Annotated in this window: 26 protein-coding genes and 1 pseudogene; 9 read left to right on the top strand and 18 right to left on the bottom strand. The window is 63.1% G+C overall.

Translation table 11 applies throughout. The features are described from left to right. Nucleotides 1–98: 98 nt before the first annotated feature. Nucleotides 99–1,619, bottom strand: a complete 1,521-nt coding sequence (locus EJ067_RS32805) for a HAMP domain-containing sensor histidine kinase (protein ID WP_126089210.1) — start codon at nucleotides 1,617–1,619, stop codon at nucleotides 99–101. Between the two features lie 75 nt (nucleotides 1,620–1,694). Here EJ067_RS32805 and EJ067_RS32810 point away from each other — a divergent pair, with 75 nt between their 5' ends. The 4 genes and pseudogenes from EJ067_RS32810 (at nucleotide 1,695) to EJ067_RS32825 (ending at nucleotide 4,398) form a co-directional block, all read left to right on the top strand. Further along, nucleotides 1,695–2,318, top strand: coding sequence for a thermonuclease family protein (locus EJ067_RS32810; RefSeq protein ID WP_126089211.1), 624 nt, complete (start codon nucleotides 1,695–1,697; stop codon nucleotides 2,316–2,318). Nucleotides 2,319–2,539: 221 nt separating this feature from the next. After that, nucleotides 2,540–3,151, top strand: a complete 612-nt coding sequence (locus EJ067_RS32815) for a glutathione S-transferase (protein WP_126089212.1) — start codon at nucleotides 2,540–2,542, stop codon at nucleotides 3,149–3,151. Nucleotides 3,152–3,179: 28 nt separating this feature from the next. Continuing rightward, nucleotides 3,180–3,797: pseudogene (locus tag EJ067_RS32820) on the top strand (uracil-DNA glycosylase family protein); the annotation flags it as partial. Between the two features lie 109 nt (nucleotides 3,798–3,906). Next, a complete protein-coding gene (locus EJ067_RS32825; protein ID WP_066992738.1) occupies nucleotides 3,907–4,398 on the top strand; it encodes an Lrp/AsnC family transcriptional regulator in 492 nt (163 codons plus the stop codon). Between the two features lie 45 nt (nucleotides 4,399–4,443). On the opposite strand, the gene EJ067_RS32830 is transcribed toward EJ067_RS32825, so the two are convergent. The 13 genes from EJ067_RS32830 to moaA form a co-directional block, all read right to left on the bottom strand. After that, nucleotides 4,444–5,016, bottom strand: coding sequence for a DUF3299 domain-containing protein (locus EJ067_RS32830; protein ID WP_126089214.1), 573 nt, complete (start codon nucleotides 5,014–5,016; stop codon nucleotides 4,444–4,446). Nucleotides 5,017–5,079: 63 nt separating this feature from the next. Continuing rightward, the gene (locus EJ067_RS32835) at nucleotides 5,080–5,658 is read right to left on the bottom strand and encodes a GNAT family N-acetyltransferase (RefSeq protein ID WP_126089215.1); all 579 of its coding nucleotides are present in this window, start codon (nucleotides 5,656–5,658) and stop codon (nucleotides 5,080–5,082) included. After that, a complete protein-coding gene (locus tag EJ067_RS32840; RefSeq protein WP_126089216.1) occupies nucleotides 5,618–6,322 on the bottom strand; it encodes a DNA alkylation repair protein in 705 nt (234 codons plus the stop codon). The genes EJ067_RS32835 and EJ067_RS32840 overlap by 41 nt, the downstream gene beginning before the upstream one ends. Before the next feature lie 6 nt (nucleotides 6,323–6,328). Next, nucleotides 6,329–7,198, bottom strand: coding sequence for an NAD(P)-dependent oxidoreductase (locus tag EJ067_RS32845; RefSeq protein WP_126089217.1), 870 nt, complete (start codon nucleotides 7,196–7,198; stop codon nucleotides 6,329–6,331). A 199-nt stretch (nucleotides 7,199–7,397) separates the two neighbouring features. Then, the gene (locus EJ067_RS32850; protein WP_126089218.1) at nucleotides 7,398–8,222 is read right to left on the bottom strand and encodes an ABC transporter permease; all 825 of its coding nucleotides are present in this window, start codon (nucleotides 8,220–8,222) and stop codon (nucleotides 7,398–7,400) included. Then, nucleotides 8,219–8,935: an ABC transporter permease gene (locus EJ067_RS32855; RefSeq protein ID WP_126089219.1), complete on the bottom strand. Its 717-nt coding sequence runs from the start codon at nucleotides 8,933–8,935 to the stop codon at nucleotides 8,219–8,221. The genes EJ067_RS32850 and EJ067_RS32855 overlap by 4 nt, the downstream gene beginning before the upstream one ends. 78 nt (nucleotides 8,936–9,013) lie before the next feature. After that, nucleotides 9,014–9,799, bottom strand: coding sequence for an ABC transporter substrate-binding protein (locus EJ067_RS32860; protein WP_126089220.1), 786 nt, complete (start codon nucleotides 9,797–9,799; stop codon nucleotides 9,014–9,016). A gap of 151 nt (nucleotides 9,800–9,950) precedes the next feature. Next, nucleotides 9,951–10,466 (bottom strand): molybdopterin-guanine dinucleotide biosynthesis protein B, encoded by a 516-nt coding sequence (gene mobB, locus EJ067_RS32865; RefSeq protein WP_126089221.1) that lies wholly within the window; start codon nucleotides 10,464–10,466, stop codon nucleotides 9,951–9,953. Next, nucleotides 10,463–11,095 carry a molybdenum cofactor guanylyltransferase MobA gene (gene mobA, locus EJ067_RS32870; protein WP_126089222.1) on the bottom strand — a complete coding sequence of 211 codons (633 nt, stop codon included), beginning with the start codon at nucleotides 11,093–11,095 and terminating at the stop codon, nucleotides 10,463–10,465. The genes mobB and mobA overlap by 4 nt, the downstream gene beginning before the upstream one ends. 5 nt (nucleotides 11,096–11,100) lie before the next feature. Continuing rightward, nucleotides 11,101–12,021: a DMT family transporter gene (locus EJ067_RS32875; RefSeq protein ID WP_126089223.1), complete on the bottom strand. Its 921-nt coding sequence runs from the start codon at nucleotides 12,019–12,021 to the stop codon at nucleotides 11,101–11,103. A 114-nt stretch (nucleotides 12,022–12,135) separates the two neighbouring features. Beyond that, nucleotides 12,136–12,495 (bottom strand): hypothetical protein, encoded by a 360-nt coding sequence (locus EJ067_RS32880; protein ID WP_126089224.1) that lies wholly within the window; start codon nucleotides 12,493–12,495, stop codon nucleotides 12,136–12,138. A gap of 114 nt (nucleotides 12,496–12,609) precedes the next feature. Continuing rightward, complete coding sequence (locus EJ067_RS32885) at nucleotides 12,610–13,104, bottom strand: hypothetical protein (RefSeq protein ID WP_126089225.1); 495 nt, start codon at nucleotides 13,102–13,104, stop codon at nucleotides 12,610–12,612. Nucleotides 13,105–13,159: 55 nt separating this feature from the next. Further along, complete coding sequence (gene moaA / locus EJ067_RS32890; RefSeq protein WP_126089226.1) at nucleotides 13,160–14,155, bottom strand: GTP 3',8-cyclase MoaA; 996 nt, start codon at nucleotides 14,153–14,155, stop codon at nucleotides 13,160–13,162. A gap of 195 nt (nucleotides 14,156–14,350) precedes the next feature. Here moaA and EJ067_RS32895 point away from each other — a divergent pair, with 195 nt between their 5' ends. Both EJ067_RS32895 and EJ067_RS32900 read left to right on the top strand, forming a co-directional pair. Then, a complete protein-coding gene (locus EJ067_RS32895) occupies nucleotides 14,351–14,704 on the top strand; it encodes a DUF971 domain-containing protein (protein WP_126089227.1) in 354 nt (117 codons plus the stop codon). 96 nt (nucleotides 14,705–14,800) lie between these two features. Beyond that, the gene (locus EJ067_RS32900; RefSeq protein WP_126089228.1) at nucleotides 14,801–15,412 is read left to right on the top strand and encodes a pyridoxamine 5'-phosphate oxidase family protein; all 612 of its coding nucleotides are present in this window, start codon (nucleotides 14,801–14,803) and stop codon (nucleotides 15,410–15,412) included. A gap of 54 nt (nucleotides 15,413–15,466) precedes the next feature. Here the strand turns inward: EJ067_RS32900 and EJ067_RS32905 are convergent, their stop codons facing one another. Continuing rightward, nucleotides 15,467–15,919: a MarR family transcriptional regulator gene (locus EJ067_RS32905; protein ID WP_126089229.1), complete on the bottom strand. Its 453-nt coding sequence runs from the start codon at nucleotides 15,917–15,919 to the stop codon at nucleotides 15,467–15,469. A gap of 47 nt (nucleotides 15,920–15,966) precedes the next feature. Between EJ067_RS32905 and EJ067_RS32910 the strand changes: the two genes are divergently transcribed. Beyond that, nucleotides 15,967–16,875: an alpha/beta hydrolase gene (locus tag EJ067_RS32910; RefSeq protein WP_126089230.1), complete on the top strand. Its 909-nt coding sequence runs from the start codon at nucleotides 15,967–15,969 to the stop codon at nucleotides 16,873–16,875. A gap of 58 nt (nucleotides 16,876–16,933) precedes the next feature. Here EJ067_RS32910 and EJ067_RS32915 read toward each other — a convergent pair whose 3' ends face one another. Next, complete coding sequence (locus tag EJ067_RS32915; RefSeq protein ID WP_126089231.1) at nucleotides 16,934–17,335, bottom strand: rhodanese-like domain-containing protein; 402 nt, start codon at nucleotides 17,333–17,335, stop codon at nucleotides 16,934–16,936. 302 nt (nucleotides 17,336–17,637) lie between these two features. Between EJ067_RS32915 and EJ067_RS32920 the strand changes: the two genes are divergently transcribed. Continuing rightward, nucleotides 17,638–19,512 (top strand): murein L,D-transpeptidase, encoded by a 1,875-nt coding sequence (locus EJ067_RS32920; protein WP_126089232.1) that lies wholly within the window; start codon nucleotides 17,638–17,640, stop codon nucleotides 19,510–19,512. An 85-nt stretch (nucleotides 19,513–19,597) separates the two neighbouring features. Here the strand turns inward: EJ067_RS32920 and EJ067_RS32925 are convergent, their stop codons facing one another. Continuing rightward, on the bottom strand, nucleotides 19,598–20,083 hold the full coding sequence (locus EJ067_RS32925; RefSeq protein ID WP_126089233.1) for a hypothetical protein: 486 nt from the start codon (nucleotides 20,081–20,083) through the stop codon (nucleotides 19,598–19,600). Nucleotides 20,084–20,173: 90 nt separating this feature from the next. Beyond that, entirely contained in the window at nucleotides 20,174–20,434 is a 261-nt protein-coding gene (locus EJ067_RS32930; RefSeq protein WP_126089234.1) for a PepSY domain-containing protein, read from the bottom strand. Between the two features lie 410 nt (nucleotides 20,435–20,844). On the opposite strand from EJ067_RS32930, the gene EJ067_RS32935 reads away from it, so the two are divergent. Then, nucleotides 20,845–22,626: an adenylate/guanylate cyclase domain-containing protein gene (locus tag EJ067_RS32935; RefSeq protein WP_126089235.1), complete on the top strand. Its 1,782-nt coding sequence runs from the start codon at nucleotides 20,845–20,847 to the stop codon at nucleotides 22,624–22,626. Nucleotides 22,627–22,645: the final 19 nt, after the last annotated feature.

The raw sequence follows: 22,645 nt of genomic DNA on the forward strand, positions 1-22,645 counted from the left end.
AGCGTTTCAGCGATTCATAGAATCGCCGAACCGCTCTAAGTATTTGTTTTTACGCAATTCCGGCCGGAAAATCGCTACAAGTTTTTCCTGGAATTGCTCTAACGCCGGCGCGCGGCGACGGCCTTGGTCGGCAGTGCGGGCAGTTCCTCCATCACCCGGCTCAGCGGGAAGATGGCGATGGCCTCGGTGCCTTCGCGCAGCTTGGAGTGAAGCTCGAACTCGCCGCCATGCATGTCGAGCAGGCCCTGCACGATCGGCAGGCCGAGGCCGGTCCCCTGTTCGGCGCTCTTGATGGCGATCGAGCCCTGGCCGAAGGCGGAAAGCACCACCGGGATTTCTTCCTCCGGAATGCCGGGCCCGTTGTCCTTGACGGAGATGTACTGGCCGCCGCCCGCCGTCCAGCCGACGCGCACGCGCACTTCTCCGCCCGACGGCGTGAACTTGATCGCGTTGGACAACAGGTTGAGCGCGATCTGCCGGATGGCCCGCTCGTCGCCAAACAGGCGCGGCAAGGTGGTCTCGAACTCCTGGCTGATGCGGATGTCCTTGTTGCGGGCTCTCAGCTCCATCATGTGGCAGCAGTCCTCGACGACCGTCACCAACGCCATCGGCTCTTCATTGAGCTGGTATCGGCCGGCCTCGATGCGCGACAGGTCGAGGATCTCGTTGATCAGGTCGAGCAGGTGCTGGCCGGATTCGTGCACGTCGTGCGCGTAGTCGCGATAGGTCGGGTTGTTCATCGGCCCGAGCACTTCATTGGCCATCACTTCGGAGAAGCCGAGGATGGCGTTGAGGGGCGTGCGGAGCTCATGGCTCATCGAGGCGAGGAAGCGCGACTTCGCCAGATTGGCGTCCTCGGCGCGCCGCCTTGCCTCGTCGGACATCGACTTCGCCGTCTCCACCTCGGCGATCAGCGCGTCCTTCTCGGAGCGGAAGGAGAGGATCATCCACGAGGCCTGGTTGAGATGACGCGCTACGTAGCCGAAGAAGGGCAGGGCGACGACGAGCAGCGCCGCCATGATCGCTTCGATCGGCATCCACAAGCGCAGGACCGCATAAGCATAGACCGCCACGGGTACGGCGAAGGTCGCGAGCAGGGCACCGCCGAGCGACGACGCCATGACCGCGGTCGTCGCCATGGCGACCAGGAGCACCACGGCCTTGACGATATGGAACTGATCCACCTGGCATGTCTCGCAGCCCAGCCATGCGAACCAGGCCCAGCCGAGGCCGCAAAGCGCATGGCCGATCAGGAAATCGCGGCGCGTCTGCACCGGGTCGAGCTCGGCCGCTTCCGTGCGCTCGACACGCCGCGCCATGAAGGCGACGATGGTGTAGCAAAGCAGCGTGAAGAGAGCCCAGACGGCGACCTGATTACCAAGGCCAGCGAAGCGGCCGATGGCTGCCACCGAAAGCGCAAGCAGAGGAATCGCCGCCGCGCTGACCACCATGGCGCGCGCATGGAGCTTGAGCAGCTCGCGGTCGAAATCAAGATTGCCGGCCTGCTGCGAGAGGCGGTCACGCGTCCTGCGCACCGCGCGCGCCACATCGCTGTTGCGATGCGGTTTCCTGCGGTCCACAATGAATTTGTCCGCTGTGTCCGAGCGTAGCAAAGGCATGCAAGTTCAATTTCCGCGCGCAGCGATTTTCAGTTCGTTAAGCTACGTTCGAATGATTAAGAGACTGTTTGCCATATGAGCCGTTCCTGGTCGCGAGGACCGCGCCGACGATATGTTGCGCGGCCTCCGCGAAGCCTTTGGCGCAGGCTGCTGGATTACGGGCTGACGGTGGTCCTGCTTGGCCTGTTCATCCTGGTGGCGGCGCGGCTCGACCGTTTCGAGACGCGCAAGGAGCAAGGCACGGCCATCGTCAATGACGGCGATTCGATCACGCTCGGTGCCGAGCGCATCCGCATGCGCGGCATCGACGCTCCGGAATACGTGCAGACATGCCGCAAGGATGAGACCGACTATCCTTGCGGCAAGCTCGCGCGGCAGTCGCTGGTGCGGCTGATCGCCGGCAGGCCGGTTTCCTGCAGCGGCTGGCAGCGCGACCGCTATGGACGGCTGCTCGGCGACTGCAGGGCGGGCGACACGGACCTCAACCGTGCGCAAGTGCAGGCGGGATGGGCCGTCGCCTTTGGCGACTTCGAAACCGAGGAGGCAGTCGCCAGAGCCGCCAAAGCGGGCATCTGGGCCGGCTCCTTCGACGAGCCGCAGGACTGGCGCGACAGCCATCACGATCAGCCGGTCGAGCGGAGGCACGGCAGGCTGGCTTGGCTCGGCGATGCGCTGCGCGAGTTCTTTCGCTTCCGATGATGCCGCTTCCGGCGATGCTCTGTTCGATGCATGTCGTCTCCCCAAAACCGCTGCGCAGTTTTGGGCGACATTCATTGAAGCGCGCCTTAAAGCAGGTCGCGTGAAAAAAGTTTCACGCGACCTGCGTTAAGCCTTTGATTTCAAGCATGTCTTTGTCCCCGAAACCGGTCCCACTTTCGGGAGACATGCTTTAAGATCGGGATGGAAGATCGGAGAATGGAATGAAGCTGTTCGATGGCGGCCGCGCGCCGAACCCTAGGCGGGTGCGGGTTTTCCTGGCGGAAAAGGGACTGACCGTTCCGCTGGTGCCCGTCGACATGGGAGCGCTGGAGCATCGCGAGCAGCCCGTGGCATCGCGCAATCCGCTGCGGCGGCTGCCGGTGCTGGAGATCGATGACGGCACCATCATCACCGAATCCATAGCCATCTGCCGCTACTTCGAGGAACTGCATCCGGAACCCGCCTTGTTCGGGAGGGGAGCGCTAGGCAAGGCCAAGGTCGAGATGTGGCAAAGGCGCATGGAGCTCAATCTCATGAGCAGCGTCGCCGCCGCCTTCCGTCACATCCATCCGGCGATGAAGGACTGGGAAGTGCCGCAGATTCCAGAATGGGGCGAGGCCAACAAGCCCAAGGCCATCGAGTTCCTGCATATTCTCGATCGCGAGCTGGCAGACAGGGAATTCGCTGCCGGCGATGCCTATTCGGTCGCCGACATCACCGGGATGATCGCCATCGATTTCATGAAGCCGGCGCGCATCAAGGTGCCCGAGGAGTGCACGAACGTGCTGCGCTGGCACGCGGCGCTCTCCAGCCGGCCGAGCGCTACCGCCTGAGGCCTGGCTGTTGGACAACCCGGCGGACATCAGCGAAGCGCTGGAGAGCCTGACGGCGAGAGTGCGAGCCTGCCGCATCTGCGTCGAGCACCCGCGCGGCCGGCCCTTGCCGCATGAGCCGCGCCCGGTGCTGAGGCCCTCTTCGAAAGCCCGGATCCTGCTCGCCAGCCAGGCGCCGGGCACCAAGGTCCACATATCGGGCATGCCGTTCACCGATGCTTCAGGGGATCGCCTGCGGAACTGGCTCGGCGTCAGCAGCGAGGAGTTCTACGACACAAAAAAATTCGCCATCGTGCCGATGGGCTTCTGCTTTCCGGGCCAGGACGCCAAGGGCGCCGACCTGCCGCCGCGCCGCGAATGCGCGCCGGCCTGGCGCGCTGATCTCATGGCGCTGATGCCCCAGATCGACCTGGTGCTGACCATCGGCGGTTACGCGCAGACCTGGCACATGGGCATGGCGCGCGGGCCTTCGCTGACGGAAACGGTCAAGAACTGGCGCACGATCTGGGATGCGGCGGCCAGCATAAAAGTACTGCCGCTGCCGCATCCGTCGTGGCGAAACACAGGGTGGCTGAGGAAGAATCCGTGGTTTGAAATGGATTTGCTGCCTTTCCTGCGGTCGGAAATCCGCTATCGCATCGGCTAAGCATTCGGCAAGATATCGCTCGCTTTTGCCGCCATTGGCAGAATTTCTTTCTTGTGAATGGCCCCCATAAAAGGGATTATAGCGAAACTATTCCCCTGGAGTTCTCCCGATGGACCGCCTTGACCGAAAAATTCTCCGCCTCCTGCAGGAGGACGCGACGCTTGCGGTCGCCGATGTCGCCAAGAAAGTCGGCCTGTCGACCACGCCGTGCTGGCGGCGCATCCAGAAGCTGGAGGAAGAGGGCGTCATCAAGCGGCGCGTAGCCATTCTCGACCACGAGAAGGTCAATGTGCGCGTCACCGTCTTCGTGTCGATCCGCACCAATTCGCACAGCCATGAATGGCTGCGGCGCTTCTCCGAGGTCATCCAGGAGTTTCCGGAAGTGGTCGAGTTCTACCGCATGAGCGGCGACGTCGACTATCTGCTGCGCGTCGTGGTGCCCGACATTGCCGCTTACGACGCCTTCTACAAGCGGCTGATCGCCAAGATCGAGATCCGCGACGTGTCGTCGTCCTTCGCCATGGAGCAGATCAAGTACACGACCGAAATTCCGCTCGACTACATGATCCTCGACAAGGAGTCGGGCGCCAACGCAGCGTGAGCATCTGGCGTGCGTCGCTTCCCGCTATGCGCGAAGCGGCGAGACTTAATTCTTCTTTTTGTTGAGGAAATTCCACGGCGAGTTGACCGGGAGCGTGACCGTATCGGGCACCGAGTCGACGTTCGCCACCTCGGCCTTGCGCACGGTGTAGCCGGACTGGACGATCAGGACACCGTCGAGGATGAAGAGCTGGCTTTTCTCCATGCCCGGCTTCAGCACGCCGGTCACCGAAACCGGCTCATAGGCCTCAGACATCTTGTAGGGGTGCGCGGGCGTCACCAGAACGATCTGGTTGGGCGGCGGCGTCGGCATGTGGCTGCAGGCGCCCGTCCACGGCACCAGCAGGAATTGATAGACAAGGTCTCCGTCGCGATCGACCGGCAATGCATAGCCGGCTAATTGGATCGTCTTGTCCTGCAGGCTGAGCGACAAGGTCTCGCCGTGATCGGGCAATTTTGCCGCGATCATCGGCAGGTTTGCGTTCTCGGCTGTCGCCTGCGCAGCGGGCCGCAGATCTTTCCAGAAGATATGCGCCACGTCGGCCGCAGCATCGGCACCCGCGGGGGTGAGCGCAAGCACGGCCGCCAGCGTCACGAGTGATTTGAAACGTCTGCTCATGGTCGCTCCATCCTCCGCCAGTCCATTTTCGGAATCGAGTAAAAGCGTCGTGACTGTTCCAGTTCAACGTTCCAGCCGCATCACATGCCGGCGCGTGCCGGCTGTGCCAATCTCCCGAAAACCCCGCGCGACGAACATGTCGCGAAAACCCATGAAGCGGTAGCTCGGTGCAGCCTCGTCGACCGGATAGGCCTCGATCACGCGCGCGCCCTTGGCGAAGGTATGCTTGACGGCTGCGTCCAGCAAGGCCGAAGCCAAGCCGCCGCCGCGCAGAGCCCTTGGGACATAGAAGCAGACGATCGACCAGACGCCCATTTCGCTGTCGTCCTGCTGCTTGGAAAGCTTGCGATAGGTCTCGCGCGGCGCGACCGAGCACCAGCCGACTGTTCTGCCGTCGATCTCCGCGACGATGCCGACCGGCGTGCCTCGATCGATCAGCGCCATCATCATGCGCTTCTTCTCGTCGTTTTGAATGTGCTCGCGGCTAGAGTGGCGCCAGGCCATGCACCAGCAATATTTCGGAGCGCCCGGCTGCTCGAACAAGTCCTCGAAACGGCCGCGCGTTTCCCGCGTCACCTCGATGAAGCGGATACGGCCGGGATCAAGCCTCTCCGGCGGCGAGTCGCTCGAGCTGTTTGGCATCCGTCAGTTCCTTGACAGCGTCCTTGCCGATCCAACGCGCCGTCTTGTCTGACGACGCGGCTAGTTTTTCCGCAAGCGCAAGGGCAGGGGCGTGCAGCGCCATCGACCGCTTGCCGATCTGCCGCAGCGCCCAGTTCACCGCCTTGCGAACGAAGTTGCGCGGGTCGCCGGCATGCTTCTCGACCAGCGGCAGATAGGCACGGAAAGTCGCGTCGGGCTCCTTTTTCAGATGCACCGCGCTCCAGGCCAGTATGGCGAAGGCGGTGCGGCGGACGAACTCACGCTCGTCCTCGGCGAATTCCTCGATCAGTTCACGCCGGAATGGCGTCTCGGCGAACAGGTCGGCAACGGTGTCGACGATTTCCCAGCTGTCGAAATCGGCGGCCCAGCGCCGGCATTGGCCGATATCGAGCTTTTTCGGCTCGCCGGTAAAGGCCGCCATCAGGCGCGCCTCGCGGATGCCGGTGTCCCACAGGAGCAACGACCGCTCGTGGTTCTTCTTAAGCTTGCGCGCCAACGGCCGCAGGTCGGAATTGCCGACGCCGAGCGCGGTTCTCGTGTTGATGCCGAACCGAACCATGCCGGCGCGGTTTTCCTCCGTTCCGATCAAGCGCAGGTAGGCGACGATGTCATCGACGCTCCAGCTCGGATCGGGCACGGTCATCGCCGTCTATTTTTCCAGACGCGCGAGCAGCGACGACGTGTCCCAGCGCCGGCCGCCCATGTCCTGCACGTCCTTGTAGAACTGGTCGACCAGCGCCGTCACCGGCAGCCTAGCGCCATTGCGGTTGGCCTCGGCGAGGCAGATGCCGAGATCCTTGCGCATCCAGTCGACGGCAAAGCCGAAATCATACTTTCCGGCGTTCATCGTCTTGTGGCGGTTTTCCATCTGCCAGGAACCGGCGGCGCCCTTGGAAATCACCTCGATGACCTTCTCGATGTCGAGCCCGGCCTTCTTGCCGAAATGGATGCCTTCGGCCAGACCCTGGACGAGGCCGGCAATGGCAATCTGGTTGATCATCTTGGTGAGCTGGCCGGCGCCGGCCGGACCCATCAGCCCGACCATGCGGGCAAAGGCGTCGATGACCGGCCTGGCCCGGTCGAAGGCAGCCTGCTCGCCGCCGACCATCACCGTCAGCACGCCGTTTTCGGCGCCGGCCTGACCGCCGGAAACCGGCGCGTCGAGGAAGGAAAAGCCGGCCTTCTCGGCGGCTTCGGCGAGTTCACGCGCGACCTCGGCCGAGGCCGTGGTGTTGTCGATGAAGACGGCGCCCTTCTTCATGGCGGCGAAGGCGCCCCTGGCGCCGATGGTCACCGAGCGCAGGTCGTCGTCGTTGCCGACGCAGGAGAAGACGAAATCCTTGCCTTCGGCCGCCTCGGCCGGCGTCGGCGCCAGCTTGCCGCCGTGCTTGGCGACCCATTGCTCGGCTCTTGCCGCGGTGCGGTTGTAGACGGTGACGTCGTGGCCGCCCTTGTTCCTGAGGTGCCCGGCCATCGGATAGCCCATGACGCCAAGACCGAGAAATGCAACCGATGCCATAAGCCTGCCTTCCAACACGAGAGAGATTTCAGTGCCGGAAGGTCTAGGCCATGCGAAAAATTCGTCAAGGCACGCAGAGCCGCATCGACTGGTGCAGGCCGATGCCCGTGGGGTTCGGTAAGAGAGCCGCTCTGCTTTTATTTTCCGCATTTCCGGACGGAAAACCGCTGCGCCCTTTTCCTGGAATTGCTCAAACGCTCTATCGTTTGAGGTGGATGGTGATCCGCCGCTCGATCCATTCGACGCCGTGGCGCAGGATCTCGACCAGCACCAGATAGACGATCGCCACCCAGATATAGGCCTGGATGTCGAAGGACTTGGCGTAGGCGAGCTTCGCATTGCCCATCAGATCATAGACGGTGATGATGGCGACGATTGCCGAAGCCTTGATCATCAGGATGAGTTCGTTGCCGTAAGGCCGCAGCGCCACGATGATCGCCTGCGGCATGATGACCTTGCGCAGCGTCTGCAGCTTGTGCAGGCCGAGCGAGGCCGCACCCTCCCATTGGCCTCGCGGAACGCTTTCGATGGCGCCGCGCAGGATTTCAGCCTGGTAGGCAGCGGTGTTGAGGGAGAAGGCAAAGACGCCGCAGTAGAACGCCTCGCGGAAGAACCACCACAGCCCGACCGTCTGCAATTCCGGCCGGAAGGAGCCGACGCCGTAATAGACCAGATAGGTCTGCACAAGCAGCGGTGTGCCGCGGAAGAAATAGACGTAGCAATAGGCGAGCCCGGACAGGATCCTGTTCTTCGACATGCGTCCGTAGGCGACGGGCAGCGACAGGATCGCGCCGGTCACCATCGAAATGGCCACCAGCGACAGGGTGGTTCCAAGTCCTTGCAGATAGGCGGGCGCGTATCTGGCGAAGAACTCGGCATTCCAGGCGTGGACAAGATAGGCCACGATGCCAAGGCCGAAGAGCACCCACAGCCCGACCAGCGCGTAGCCGACGATGCGCGCGCGCGGCCAGCCGCGTGCCTGCGGCGGCGGTTTGTCGATGGCGATAGCCTGGCTGACGCTCATCGCGCTTCCCTCCGCCCGAGCGAGCGCAGGATATAGGCGGTGGCGATCGACGACAGGACGGCCAGCACAAGGAAGACCAGCGCCGCGACGCTGTAGAAGAGGAAGGAATGCTTGGTGACACGGGCCGCGACGCCGGCATTGCGCAGGGTCTCGGCGAGGTTGACGACCGAGACCAGCGAGGTGTCCTTGAGCAGGCTAAGCCAGCAATTCTCCAAGCCGGGGAAGGCGATACGCAAAAGTTGCGGCAGGATCACCAGGCGCATCGTCTGCCATTTCGAAAGGCCGATGGCGTAGCCGCCCTCATACTGGCCCTTGGGGATGGCGCGGAAGGCCGAAAGAAAGACCTCGCTGGCGTAGGACGAGAAGATCAGCGACAGCACGATCATGCCGGCAATGAAGCTGTTCACGTCGACCGTCGCCTCAGGTTCGAACAGGCGCACGACATATTGCAGCAGCAGCGGCATGCCGAAGAAGAACAGGAACAGCGTCACCAGTTCGGGCAGGCCGCGAAAGACCGTTGTGTAGATGTTAGCCGCGACCCGCAGCGACGGTTCCTGCGACTGTTTGGCGAAGGCGACAAAAAAACCGATCGTCAGGCCGATCGGGAGCGTGGCGAGCGCCAGCGCAATCGTGACCAGCACGCCGGAGGCGATATCGTCACTCCAGCCATCAGGGCCCCAACTGAGAAGTGTCCAGATGCTTTGGGCCGGCATTGGCGGGGCGTGTCTCCGTGGCGATCCCGGAATGAAGGAAGGGCGGTGAGGTGGTCCTCACCGCCCCGAGCGTTATGATCAGGACTCGGCGCCGTAGACGTCGAACTTGAAGTACTTGTCGTTGATTTCCTTGTACTTTCCGTTTTTGCGGATGGCGTCGATCGCGTTGTTTAGCTTGTTGACCAGGTCGGTTTCGCCCTTGCGCACGGCAATGCCGGCGCCCGGTCCGAAGATCTCGACCGGCTGCGGCGAGGGCTGGCCGAGGATCTTGCAGCAGGCGCCGTCGGTCGAATCCAGCCACTGCTGCAGCACGACGATGTCGTCCTCGATGGCGTCGAGGCGGCCATTGGCAAGGTCAGCCTGTTCCTCGGGGCTGCTCGGATAGCCCTTGATCGTGCTGTCGGTATAGGTCTTCGAAGCATAGTTGAAATGCGTCGTCGTGGTGGCGACGCCGATCGACTTGCCGGCGAGGTCTTCCTTGGTCACGCCCTTGAGCGGCGAATCCTTGGGCACGGCGATCGCGGAGGGGGTGTTGTAGTATTTGTGGGTGAAGTCCACCTTTTCCTGCCGCTCGGGCGTGATCGACATCGAGGCGACGATGGCGTCGAACTTGCCGGCCTGGAGCGCTGGAATGATGCCGTCCCAGTCCTGCGCGACGAAGGTGCACTTCACCTTCATCTCGTCGCACAGCGCCTTGGCGATATCGATGTCGAAACCGACGAGTTGGCCGTCCGAGGTCAGGTTGTTGAAGGGCGGGTACGCGCCTTCGGTGCCGATCCTCAGGGTCTTCTCCTGAGCCTGGGCGACGCCAAGTGTCAGCAGCGCGGCCGAAGCGGCGAGCGCGATACGCAGTGCAATACGCATGATAATCCTCTCATATTGTCATGGCCGCTGTCCCGTGCGGCTCTTGTGGGCGGGGCTTCTTGACCGCCCGCTGCGCGGGATACTCCCACTCTTTCGAAGAAAAAAGCAACTGCAAAACAACAGCAAACGACATCCGCCGTGTGCCGCTGCGTTACTTGGTTGGAGCGTTCAGGCCGGTCGCGCGCTCGACAAAGTCGGCTATCGATTTGGTATCGTCGAGATCGAAAACGGGGAGGGTTTCGCCTTCGACTTTGAAATCCGCCGCGATGGCGACGATGTTTGGGTCGTTGATCGAAAGCGGCGTCCGGTCCTTGGCCTCCAGCCGCCTTGCCTCGATCTTCTTGTGCGCCTCGCGCTTGTAGCCCTCGACGAGCACGATGTCGGAGGGCGCCAGGCGCGACAGGATGTCGTCCAGCGACGGCTCGTCCTCGTTGCGCAGTTCGTGCATCAGCGCCCAGCGCCGGCCGGAGACGATCGCGACCTCCATGGCACCAGCCTGGCGGTGACGGAAGGAGTCCGTGTCAGGCTTGTCGATGTCGAAGTCATGATGGGCATGCTTGACGGTCGAGACCGTCCAGCCGCGCCGGACCAGTTCGGCGACCAGCTTTTCGGTCAGGGTCGTCTTGCCGGAATTCTTCCAGCCGGTGATGCCGAATACGCGTCTCATGGCTGCAGGCTTTGCAACAGACGCTCGGCCTCCGCAAGATCGTCCGGCGTGTTGATGTTGAAGAACGGGTCGATCCGCTCGCCGTCGGCCTCGATCATCGGAAACTCAACCTCGACGAAACCGTGCCGCTCGATGAAGGCCGAAACCCGGCGATTGTCCTCGTCGACCAGGAAACGGCGCAGATCGTCGCGCAGGCCCTGCGGCCAGAGCGCGAAGGTCGGGTGCCATCTGCCGTCGGCACGGGCGACCGCGATCGCGCCTGGTCTTTCGTTGGCGGCTGCGGCCAACCGTTCGACGAGATCGCTGGGGAAGAATGGCGTGTCGCCGGCCGCGCTGACAAGCGACCGGCAGGCCGTGTTGTCCGCCGTCCATTCGAGGCCGGCGAGGATTCCGGCCAACGGGCCGGCATAGCCTGGCACCGTGTCGGCGATCACCGGAATGCCGAGGCCGGCAAACCGTGCGAGGTCGCCATTGGCATTGAGCGCAAGCATGCCGACCTGCGCTTTGAGACGCGCGACGACGTGGTCAATCAGCCTGCCTTTGCCCAGCGGCAACAGGGGCTTGTCGCCGCCGCCCATCCGGCGCGACTGGCCTCCCGCCAGGATGATGCCCGCAACGCTTTGATACATCGCGCCTATATGCCGTCCGGCGCCATGTCGGGTCCAGCGCTTTCGGCGGCAGGCTGCCGCCGGCCGACGATGCGTTCACGATACAGCGCATAGAGGCCGGAACCGATGATGATCGAGGCGCCGACGATCATCGGCAGGTCGGGGACGTCGCCGAAGATGACGAGTCCGAGCAGGATCGACCACAGCAGCGCCGTATAGCGGAAGGGCGCGATGAAGGAGATGTCGCCCGAGCGCATCGCCATGATGATGAACTGATAGCCGATGAGGACCAGCACTGCCGCCAGCGCCAGCAGCGCGGTCGCTCGTGCGCTCATCGGCGTCCAGCCGCCCATCGGCGACAAGAGCAGCGCGCCCAACACCGTCATGGCGAGAGCTGTCGCTGTCGATACCAGCATGGTCGGGATCGCCTGCGGAATGCGCCTGGTGGCGAGGTCGCGTACCGCACAGCAGACAACGCTCGCCAGCGCCAGCAGCGAATAGACGCTAAAACCCTCGAAGCCCGGCCGTACGATGATCAGCACGCCGGCAAAACCAAGGGCAATTGCGAGCCAGCGCCGCCAGCCGACGCCTTCGCCGAAGAAAAGTGCGGCGCCCATCGTCACGGCGAGCGGCAACGCCTGCAGAACGGCGGAGACGTTGGCGATCGGAAGATGCGCCAGAGCGACGAGGAAGGAGACCGTGGCGCCGGCTTCGCCGGCGACGCGCACCGCGACCATGGGCTGCAGCATGGCGCGAGGATCGGCAAGCGCGCCGCGCTGCCAGGCGAGCAGGCCGACGAAGAGCGATGCGAAGGCGCCGCGCACCAGCATGACCTGCGCCATGTTCATCGATTCGGAAGAGAATTTGGTGATCGCGTCGTTCAGCGTGAAGCCGATCATGGCCACCACCATGAACAGCGCGCCGCGAAGATTGGGCGAGAGAGGCAAGGGCGTTTCCAATTATCCTTGGATCAGCCTCTAGCAGGCGAAGGGGAAACAGCAACGTCAAAGAAATGGGCCAGGGCATCCGCCGTGGCCCGGCTTGCCGGAAAACAGTTGGCCTTATTTCTTGGGCGTCAGCGTCTCGGTACCGTTGCCATCCTTGCCCGCGATCGTCCAGAGCCCGTGCAGCGAGCCGTCGTCTTCCACCTTGTAGACGACGAGGCCGATTTCCTTGCCCATCACATAGCCTGCGGAAAAGGCATTGTCGTTGCGCATGCAGATGCCGTCCGAGGACGAGCCGCCCGTTTCCCAATGGATCGTGCAGGTCGTCTCGCTGGTGAGCGTGATGGTTGCCTCGCCGCCGTAAGACGAGCCGTCGAAGTTGGTGCCGGAAACCGTGTAGGTGCCGCCGATCGACTGGGCCGCGGCCGGCATGGAAGCAATCCCAAGCATTGCAAGTGAAGCCAAGAATTTGCGCATGTGCACTTCCCCCTTGAGCGAAAATCGCTCGTGAAGGCTAGGCTGGAACGGAGCGGCGGTAAATCGGCCGGAGGTCAGCGCGACAGGTTTATTTTGCAGCGCGCCGCGCTTGCCTCAGGGGCCGCGCAGGCTGGCGGCGATGGCGCCGCTCAGCGGATCGTATTTCGGCTTGAGCGACGAAGGATATTCGATCCAGACGCTGCGAATGACGCCGTCCTTTCCGAACAGGCGCCGCTCGTAGAAGACCTTGTCGCCCTTGATGCCGGACAGCACCGCCCAGTTCTTGCCGGTCTTGCTGTAGGTGATCTTGTAGCCTGGTCCAGTGTTTGCCTTCTCGGCGGCGACGAAGCCCTTCGGCGTATCGTTGTCGATGTTGTAGATGCCGGAGCAGGTCAGGCTGGCGCCGTCGACCGCGCTCCATTGCTGCCCATCGCCATTCTCCGGTTCCGCTTCGGTGATGCTGAATACCTCGTCGGGGAACGTGCAGGAGGTGCCGAAGCGCGCATTGACGTAGGTGAATGGCTTCGCGATCGCCGTCGTCGCTGCGGTCGTCAGCAACGATAAGGCGACCGCCACAGGCGCGCCCTGGATGAGATGAAAACGCGTCATGGTGCCCCCAAAGGTCAGCGACCAAAGGTGATCTTGCACCAATCCTTGGGAAAAATCAGCCGCCGGTGACGCTCATATGGCGCGACACGGAGGGACGGCTGGTGCGGCGATCGATGATGAAATCGTGGCCCTTGGGCTTGCGCCCGATCGCCTCGTCTATCGCTTCGCTGACCAGTTCGTTGCCTTCGGACGCACGCAACGGCGCCCTGAGGTCGGCGGCGTCCTCCTGGCCGAGGCACATGTAGAGCGTGCCTGTGCAGGTCAGCCGAACACGGTTGCAGCTTTCGCAGAAGTTATGCGTCATCGGCGTGATGAAGCCGAGCCTGCCGCCTGTCTCGGAAACATGGACATAGCGGGCAGGGCCGCCGGTCTTGTAGGGGATATCGGTCAGCGTGAACTGGCGCTCCAGCGAGGCGCGCAGCAGCGACAGCGGCAGGTATTGGTCTGTGCGATCGGCGTCGATCTCGCCCATCGGCATGGTTTCTATGACGGTCAGATCCATGCCGCGGCGATGCGCCCAGCGCAGCATCTCGGGGATTTCGGCATCGTTAAATTCGCGCAGCGCCACGGCGTTGAGCTTGACCTTCAGGCCCGCGGCCTGCGCGGCGTCGATGCCTTCCATGACCTTGCCGAGATTGCCCCAGCGGGTGATCTGGCGGAATTTGTCGGCGTCGAGCGTGTCGAGCGAGACGTTGATGCGCTTCACCCCGCAGTCGGCAAGCTCAGCGGCAAAGCGCGACAGCTGCGAGCCGTTGGTGGTGAGCGTCAGCTCCTCCAGCGCGCCGCTCTCAAGATGCCGCGACAGCTGGCGCACCAGATGCATGATGTTCTTGCGCACCAGCGGCTCGCCGCCGGTAAGCCTCAGCTTGCGGACGCCCTTTTCGATGAAGACGGTGCAGAGCCGGTCGAGTTCCTCGAGCGACAACAGATCCTTCTTCGGCAGGAAGGTCATGTCCTCGGCCATGCAATAGGTGCAGCGGAAGTCGCAGCGGTCGGTGACCGACACGCGAAGGTAGGTGATCGTGCGACCGAATGGGTCGATCATATTCATGCTCAAACGCTTCCGTGGCCGTGAACGGGTTCGTTATATACGGCTATGTGATACGATCCAGCCCGACATTCAAGATAGAAGGTCTTGATCTTTGGCAACATTCCCTGACCGACATGGTATGTCGGCTGCCTCGTATGGCCTTCCCGCGTCGCGCGAAGCGGCGTAGGGAAGGGGCCATTTCACGCAGGACCAAGCATGACGGCGCCGAAGGAACTGAGGGTCTCCAAAGACCGCAAGCTGCTCACCGTGACCTTCCCGGATCACCAGCCGTTCGAGCTGCCGGCGGAATTGTTGCGCGTTGCCTCGCCCTCGGCGGAGGTGCAGGGCCATTCGCCGGAACAGCGGGTGACCGTGCCCGGCAAGCGCAACGTGGCGATCCTCAAGATCGAGCCGGTCGGCAACTACGCCGTGCGCATCACCTTTGACGATTTCCACGACACCGGCATTTTCACCTGGAACTATCTTCATACGCTCGGCCACGAGAAGGAGGAACGCTGGAACGCCTATCTCGCCGAGCTTGCCAAGAAGGGTCTCAGCCGGGATCGCTAGCCCGGCAGGGTGGAAATCGAATTTCGGGTGACCGGCTGTCGTCAAGGCGTCATGGACGTGGCGTAGCGCCGGCAAAAGGTCAGGAGGCGAAAAAAGATGTCGCTCATCACTTCGGTCGAACAGCTCGAGGCCCTTTACGGCCTGCCCGGCGAGGCCTCGATCGTCAAGGAACTCGACCATGTGATTCCCGAATATGCCGCCTTCATCGAGGCCTCGCCCTTCGTGGCGCTCGCGACCAGCGGACCGGAAGGGCTGGACTGCTCGCCGCGCGGCGATCTCGCCGGCTTCGTGCGCCTCGTCGATGAAAAGACGCTGATGATGCCCGACAGGCGCGGCAACAACCGCGCCGATTCGCTGAAGAACATCATTCGCGATCCCCGCGTCGGGCTGCTGTTCCTGGTGCCCGGCTCCGGCACGACGCTACGTGTCAACGGCCGTGCTCACATCACCACCGATGCCGAGCTTTGCGCCTCCTTCACGGTCGAAGGCAAGCCGGCGCGGTCGGTCACCGTCGTCGCCGTCGACACGGTTTATTTCCAGTGCGCCCGCGCCATCGTGCGCTCGGAGCTCTGGAACCCGGCGAAGCAGGTCGATCCGAAGTCGCTGCCGACGCCTGGCCGGATCCTCGAGATCACCAGCCGCAAGAATATCGACGGCGAGACCTACGATCGGCAATGGCCTGAGCGGGCGAAAAAGACGATGTGGTAGACGTGTTGATTTCGGGTGAGGCCTGAAATCTCAACACGCCTGGACAGGGGTCGGTCAGGCTTCCTTGAGCACATCGGCGATCTTGCGCATCTGCTCGCCGATCATGTCGCACTGTTCCGGCGTCGACTGGCTCATCGCCTTCTCGATCAGCGCCATGTGCACCTTCAGTGCCCGCATCAGCAGGGCCTCGCCGGCTTCGGTGAGGTTCAGCCGCAGCACGCGCTTGTCCTTCTCGTCGCCTTCGCGACGCAGCAGGCCGCGGGCTTCCAGCTGCGGCAGGAGCATGGTGATGTTGGAGCGGCCGACAAGCAGCTTGCGTGCCAGGTCGTGCTGCGACATGCCGGGATGGCGATAGAGGTTCATCAGCACGTCGAGTTGCGCCGGCTTCAAGTCGAGCGGCGCCAGCTTCGTCGCCAGCGTGCGCTCCAGCACATGGCAGGCGCGCGCCACGGCAACCCAGTTGCGAAAGCGCGGATTGTCCCAGGGCAGCTCTTGCTTAATGTTCATGTTTGAACTATTATGTTCATGCTTGAACGAATGGATGGACCGCCACTATGGCATCATTTGGATTGAAGGTCATCCGGGGCGTCTTCGGCGCGGCCGAGCATGTCGCTCCGCGTCTCAGCGGCCGCGCCGCGTTCGAATTGTTCTGCCGCACGCCAAACGTCAAGGCCTTGAGCAATGGCGAGCGCCGCGCCGTCGAGCGCGCTGCCGCTTTCATGGCCGAGGCCCGCCATCACCGTTTGAAAACCAGGACGGATTGCGTTGCGGTGCATGAGTTCCGGCCCGAGCCGGGCAGGGACTCTCGCGGCACAGTGCTCGTCATCCACGGCTGGCGCTCTCGCACCGAATACATGCGCACGCTCATCGAGGGATTTCGCGGCGCCGGCTACAAGGTCGTCTCGCTCGACCTGCCAGGGCATGGCCATTCGCTCGGCCGGCATCTCAACATGGTGACCGCGGTCGACGCGGCACGGGTCGCCGGAGAGTGGTTCGGCCCGTTTGTTGCTGCCGTCGGCCATTCCTTTGGCGGCGCGATCGCCGCTAACGCCGTCGCTGCCTCCGTAAAAGGCATGCCGCCATTGGCGGCGCAAAAACTGGTGCTGATCGCCGCGCCCAGTTCCATGCCCGCGATATTCGATGACTTCAGCCGCATGCTCAATGTCGGGCCGCGCTCCCAGGTCGCCATGGCGGATCGGGTGAAACATCTGTCGGGGCGGCCCCTCAGCGAATTCACCGGCGACCGCCAGCTTGCCGAGGTGCCGGTGCCGACGCTGATCATCCATGCGCCGGACGATCGCGAAGTCCATGCCGATCATGCCAAGCGCTATGCGGGCGCCGGCGAACATGTCAGCCTGCATTGGGCCGACGGGCTTGGCCATCGCCGCATCCTCGCCGACAAGGATGTCGTGGCGCGCGCCGTGGGCTTCGTCACGGGGGAACGCCAGTCGGCGCTGCATTGAAAAATAGTTGCAGGGCAAGCCTCCTGCGATCCTCCGTCCGGAACCGCGAAAAGCCGGGTCAGTCGGGTTTCTTCTTCTGACCCGGCTTGACCGGCAGGCCGGCGGCCTTCCAGGCGGTGTAGCCGCCAAGGATGTGCTTGACCGGCGTGAGGCCCATGTCCTGCGCCGTCTTGGTTGCCAGCGCCGAGCGCCAGCCGCCGGCGCAGAAGAAGACGAAGGTCTTGCCCGAGGCGAAGAACGGCTTGTGGTAGGGGCTTTCGGGGTCGATCCAGAATTCGAGCATGCCGCGCGTGACATGCTTGGAGCCTGGGATCTTGCCGTCGCGCTCGACCTCGCCAGGATCGCGCAGATCGACGAAGATCGTGCCATCGTCCTCCAGCAGCCCGGCCGCTTCCTCAGGCGACACCACCTCGATCTCGGCATTCGCCTCATCGAGAAGTTCGCGATATCCCTTCTTCACTGCATATCCTCCGGGCCTCGCATGGGCCATCCAGATTTCGAGCACAATCCTCGCGGCTTGTCACGCCATCGCCAGTTCCGCCACGGTGTGGCGCAGCACCGCAAGCATGGCGGGTACCGGGTGGGGGGCGCAGCGGCCGTCACGATGATGTGAAACCGTTCTGCAACAGACCCGTCGAAATTTATGGAAGCTTAACGAAATCGGTATGAATCAGTATAGTTGCGCCTTACATCCGCCATGCGGTGGGCGAGATCGTTTTAGCGGCGCGGAACGGAACCGGTGACAACCGGAGCGGGTGATTCATGAAATTCCTCGGAAAAAGACAAGCCGTGCTGCCAGTCGCGATCGCTGTAACGCTTGCTATCGGCATGCCGCAGGCCAGCGCCCAGGGGCTGTTCGACATGCTGTTCGGCGGCGGCATCCGGCATAATCCCCCAGGAGATTTTCCGCCGCCGCCGAAGCCGCGAAAGATGCAGCCCGGCACCGGCGGAGGCAGCGTCAGGATCAGCAGCCCGACCTACAACACCTACAGGGCCGACAAGCTCGCGCGTGTCGACTTCAAGTCGCTGCTGCCGGCTCCGCCGCCCGCGACCGCGCAGGACGCAGCCTTTGTGCCGTCCGTGACCGGAAGCGCGTTTCGCGACGCGCTGGCAGGCCTGAGCGACTATGAACTGTTTGCCGAACCGGACATCGCCAAGGCGCTCATCGCCTACTATTCGGCCAATCCTGATTTCATCTGGGTGACGGGGGATGCACCCAACACTCGGGCTCAGGATGCCGTCCGGGTGCTTGGCGAGGCGGCGAGCTACGGCCTGACGCCGGCCGACTATTCAGTCGATGTTCCGGCGACCGCGACTGCCGCGACACCGGAAGAGCGGACCAAGGAACTGGTCCGCTTCGAGATGGCGCTGTCGGCGCGCGTGCTGCGCTATGCCCATGACGCCCAGAGCGGCCGCGTCGACCCGAACCGCATGACCGGCTATTACGATTTCCCGGCCAAGCCGCTCGATCTCGAGGGTGTGCTGAAGACGCTGGCGCACACGCAGGAGGTGCGGACCTACCTCGAATCGCGGCACCCGCAGAACCCGGAATACCAGGCGCTGCGCGTCGAACTGGAATCGCTTGAGGCGAGCGAGGAGAACGAGATCGTCGTCGATCCGAAGCTGCTGCTCAAGCCCGGCGAAAGCAGCCCCGAGCTACCCAAGCTTTTGACGCTGATTGCCCGCAATCTCGATGACGAGATGGGCAGCGACTACGGCGAGGTCCTTGCCAGGCTTGGCAAGAGCGAGGTTTACGACCCCGAACTGGTGCCGGTGATCAAGGCGGTGCAGAAGCAGGCCGGGATGAAGGGCGACGGCGTCATCGGCCCGCGCACGGTCGCCTCGCTTGCCGGAACCTCCAAGGCCGACAAGATCGAGAAGGTCCGGGTCGCGCTCGAAGAGCTGCGCTGGCTTCCCTCCGACCTTGGCAGCCCGCGCGTATTCATCAACCAGCCGGCCTTCACCGCGAGCTACATCGACAATGGCGAGGAGAAGCTGAAGACCCGCGTGGTCATCGGCAAGGTCACCAACCAGACCGCCTTCTTCTACAACCAGATCAAGCAGGTCGATTATCATCCCTACTGGGGCGTGCCGCAGTCGATCATCGTCAACGAGATGCTGCCGCGGCTTCGCAGCGATCCGGGCTATCTCGATCGCGCCGGCTACGAGGTGACGGATTCGCGAGGCAATCAAATCCCGTCGGCCGCGGTTGACTGGGGTGCCTATGGCTCCAAAATTCCCTTCAGCGTGCGTCAGCAGCCAAGCGAGGCCAACGCGCTCGGAGAGCTGAAGATACTCTTCCCCAACAAGCACGCCATCTACATGCACGACACGCCGCAGAAATCTTTCTTCGAGCGCGACATGCGCGCGCTGAGCCACGGCTGCATCCGCCTGCAGGATCCGCGCGGCATGGCGGCCGCAGTGCTCGGCACCTCGGTCGACTATGTCGCCGAGAAGCTGAAGCACGGCCATTCGACCGAAAATGTCACGCGCGTCATGCCGGTCTATGTCGCCTATTTCACCGCTTGGCCCGACATGTCCGGCAAGGTCGAATATTTCGACGACGTCTACGATCGCGATTCGAAGCTGATGCAGGCACTGGATGCGACCGAAGCGGTGCGTGCGCCGTCAAGCTAAAGCATGCCTCCCGAAAGCGGGGCCCGGTTTCGGGACAAGACATGCTTGAAATCAAGGACTTAAAAAAGATCGTGTGACTCTTTTTTCAAGCGACATGCCTTAAGCGTTCGACGAGCGGACGTCTGAAACCGGCGTCGCGTCCGGCAATCAGCCAATAGACGAAACCAGCCACCAGCCCGGCCGCGGCAATGATACTGAGGTCGGCCCAGCGTTCCGGATCGTCCGGCGCATCCGGCCAGAGCAGCATGAAGCCGGCAGCCGCGGCCGCGCCGCCGAACAGCATGTGCAGCCAGAAGCTCCGCAGCGAGAAGAACTCGGCGATCAGGGCAAAGACCAATGTCTGGATGCCGGTGACCACGATCGTCAGGAAATAGACGAACATGCCGAGAGGCGGCACGACCAGCACCGCGACGGGCGTGAACTGAATCAGCTCGAAATAGGCTGGAGCGTTGGGCAGGGCGCTCAGCGCCACGTAGATCACGACCAGCGCGATCAACCCGACGAGCACCGCGACCAGATAGCCGGCGAGCACCATCAGGATGCGCTTCAGGACGTAGCCAACCATTGCCATGCACCCCCGTGCCCGCAATCATGGCGCGCAGTCAGCCATCAAACGCGCGTCGACGCAAGTTCCGACACGGCGTGCGATCTGCTGGGATGCTTACTTCGGTTCGCCGGTCACCGGGTCATAGGTGATTTCGACCTTGGCCCGGTCGGTCGTGTAATAGGTGACGGTATAGCCGTCGCTGCTCCAGTCGACCTCCTTCACATATTGGAAGTCGTTCCGCTTCTCGACCTGGGCGACGATTTCCGAGAGCTTCTTGGCATTTTGCGGCGGCATCGCCTGCCCGTCGGCCGCGAAAGCCGATCCGCCGATAACGAAGAACGCAATGCCACTTGCCAAAACAACTACAGCGCGCATGACTGCCCCTCAATCTCGTGTTGGCATGAACGCCCTGAAAACTCGAATCCCCGCCCGTTGGTTCCGCCACGGGCAGGCAGCGGCTTGCTCCACGGCTGATCCGCGACCCGTCGGCGACGCCTTCATTCGCGAAAGCTGAAATAAATAAAACTTCGAGATTCCAACAGGTAAAGAGGTTTCCGCGACATGGGGCTTCAGGTAACGAAGGGCTAACCATGGGTTGGGCGGAAACCGCGTTCCATTAGCTGTTCGTGGTAGAGCTTTTTGCCAGACCCTGTTAGAGTTCGAACCAACAGGGTGGCAACGGCGCGCCGAGCCTGCCGGGGAACCTTTCCGTCGGCAAACGGCGAAGTGTTTTGAGAGCGGAAGTCGCCTGTTCTGGACCGAAAACAGGGACCGGGGGCTCGACCATGGCTGAACGGAACTATACCCGTCAGCTTGCGACAATCATTTCTATCGACGCCGTAGGCTTTTCTCGGCTGATGGGCATCGACGACGAACGCGCCGTCGCGGCCTTCGAGGAGCGGCGCGATATCATCACCGACAGCTGCGGCGCCTTTGGCGGCCGCACGTTCGGTGTTGCCGGCGACAGCATCATGGCCGAATTCGGCAATCCGATCGAAGCCTTGCGCGCGGCGTTCGACTTCCAGGACCGGATCATGGCGCTCAACTCCTCGTCCGCCGAGGAGATGCGCATGCCGTTCCGCGCCGGGATCAACACCGGCGACGTCATCGTCCGCGAGGGCCGTCTCTATGGCGACGACGTCAACATCGCCGCCCGTCTCCAGGAATTCGCTCCGCATGACGGCCTCGCCATTTCGGAGACGACCTGGCACCACGTGAAGGACAAGACGGCGGCAGTTTTCACCGACCTCGGCGAGTTCATGCTCAAGAACATCGCCCTGCCGGTGCGCGTCCTGATAGCCGGGCGCGGCGGCAACGGGGCGACAATGGCTGCTCCCCTGGCTGCCTTCCCCTCCGCATCCGGCCCTTACAAACCCGTCCCCAAGGGACCGCCGGCAATCGCGGTGCTGCCGTTTCAGGGCAGCGGCAGCGAGCCCGATATCGGCTACATGGCCGATGGCGTAGCGGAAGACATCATCTACGGCTTGTCCAATACCCGCTGGCTTTCGGTGATCGCCAAGGGCTCCAGCTTCCAGTTCCGCGACGACGGCCTTGGAACCAGGCTCATCGGCAACGCGCTTGGCGCGCGCTACATCGTCAGCGGCACGCTGACGGGTTTGGGCGGGCAAATCCGCCTCAACGCCTCGCTCACCGATACGTCGAACGGGCGCCTCGTCTGGTCGCAGCGCTTCGACCGCGACCTGGTCGACATCTTCAGCCTGCGCGACCAGATCGGCAGCGAGATCGTCTCGATCCTCGACAAGGAGGTCGACCGGGCCGAGCAGGTGCGGACCTTCCAGGTGCCGTGGGAAAGCCTCGAGACCTGGCAGCTGGTGCGGCGGGGCCGCTGGCACATGAACAGGCGCACGCGCAAAGACACCGAGATCGCACTTGAATTCTTCGACAAGGCCTTTCAGGAAGATCCGAATTCCAGCGCCGTGCTGAACGAGCTGGCATGGTGGTACTTCTGGCGGGCATGGCTCCGCTTCGGCGACAGCGACGACCTGGACAAGGTCGAGGCGTTCGCGCGCAAGGCGCTTCTGATGGACAGCCTCGACGCACGCCCGCACGCCTATCTCGGCGCGGCCGACATCATGCGCGGCCTGCCGGCGTCGGCCGCAGAGCATCTCATCGAAGCGATCCACATCAATCCGAGCTTTGCCTTCGCCCGCTCGGCGATGGGCAGCGCGCGCCTGCTGCTCGGCGACGCCGAAGGCGCGATCCCGTTTTTCCAGGATACCGAGCGGCTGAGCCCGTTCGACCTCTACCGCTTCCACAATCTCGGGGAACTGGCCGCCGCATACTGCTTCGTCGAGGACTGGCCGGCGGCCATTGCCATCGCCGCACGTTCGCTCAACCTTTCGCCGGGCTACTTCTACGCCAGGTTCCTCAAAATCGGCGCCTTGATGCGGAGCGGCCGCCACGACGAGGCCGAGCGGGAGCTCGCCATTTTCGCGACCAGGCATCCGGATTTTTCCGAGCAGAGGATTCGCTGGATACCGTTCGTCGATGCCGCGAAGAACAACTTCCTGATCGCCAATTTCGATCTAGCCAAGTCGATCGCATGACCGCCAGCGCCGAAGGACA

Origin of the sequence: Mesorhizobium sp. M1D.F.Ca.ET.043.01.1.1 (assembly GCF_003952385.1) — a bacterium.
Classification (GTDB): Bacteria; Pseudomonadota; Alphaproteobacteria; order Rhizobiales; family Rhizobiaceae; genus Mesorhizobium.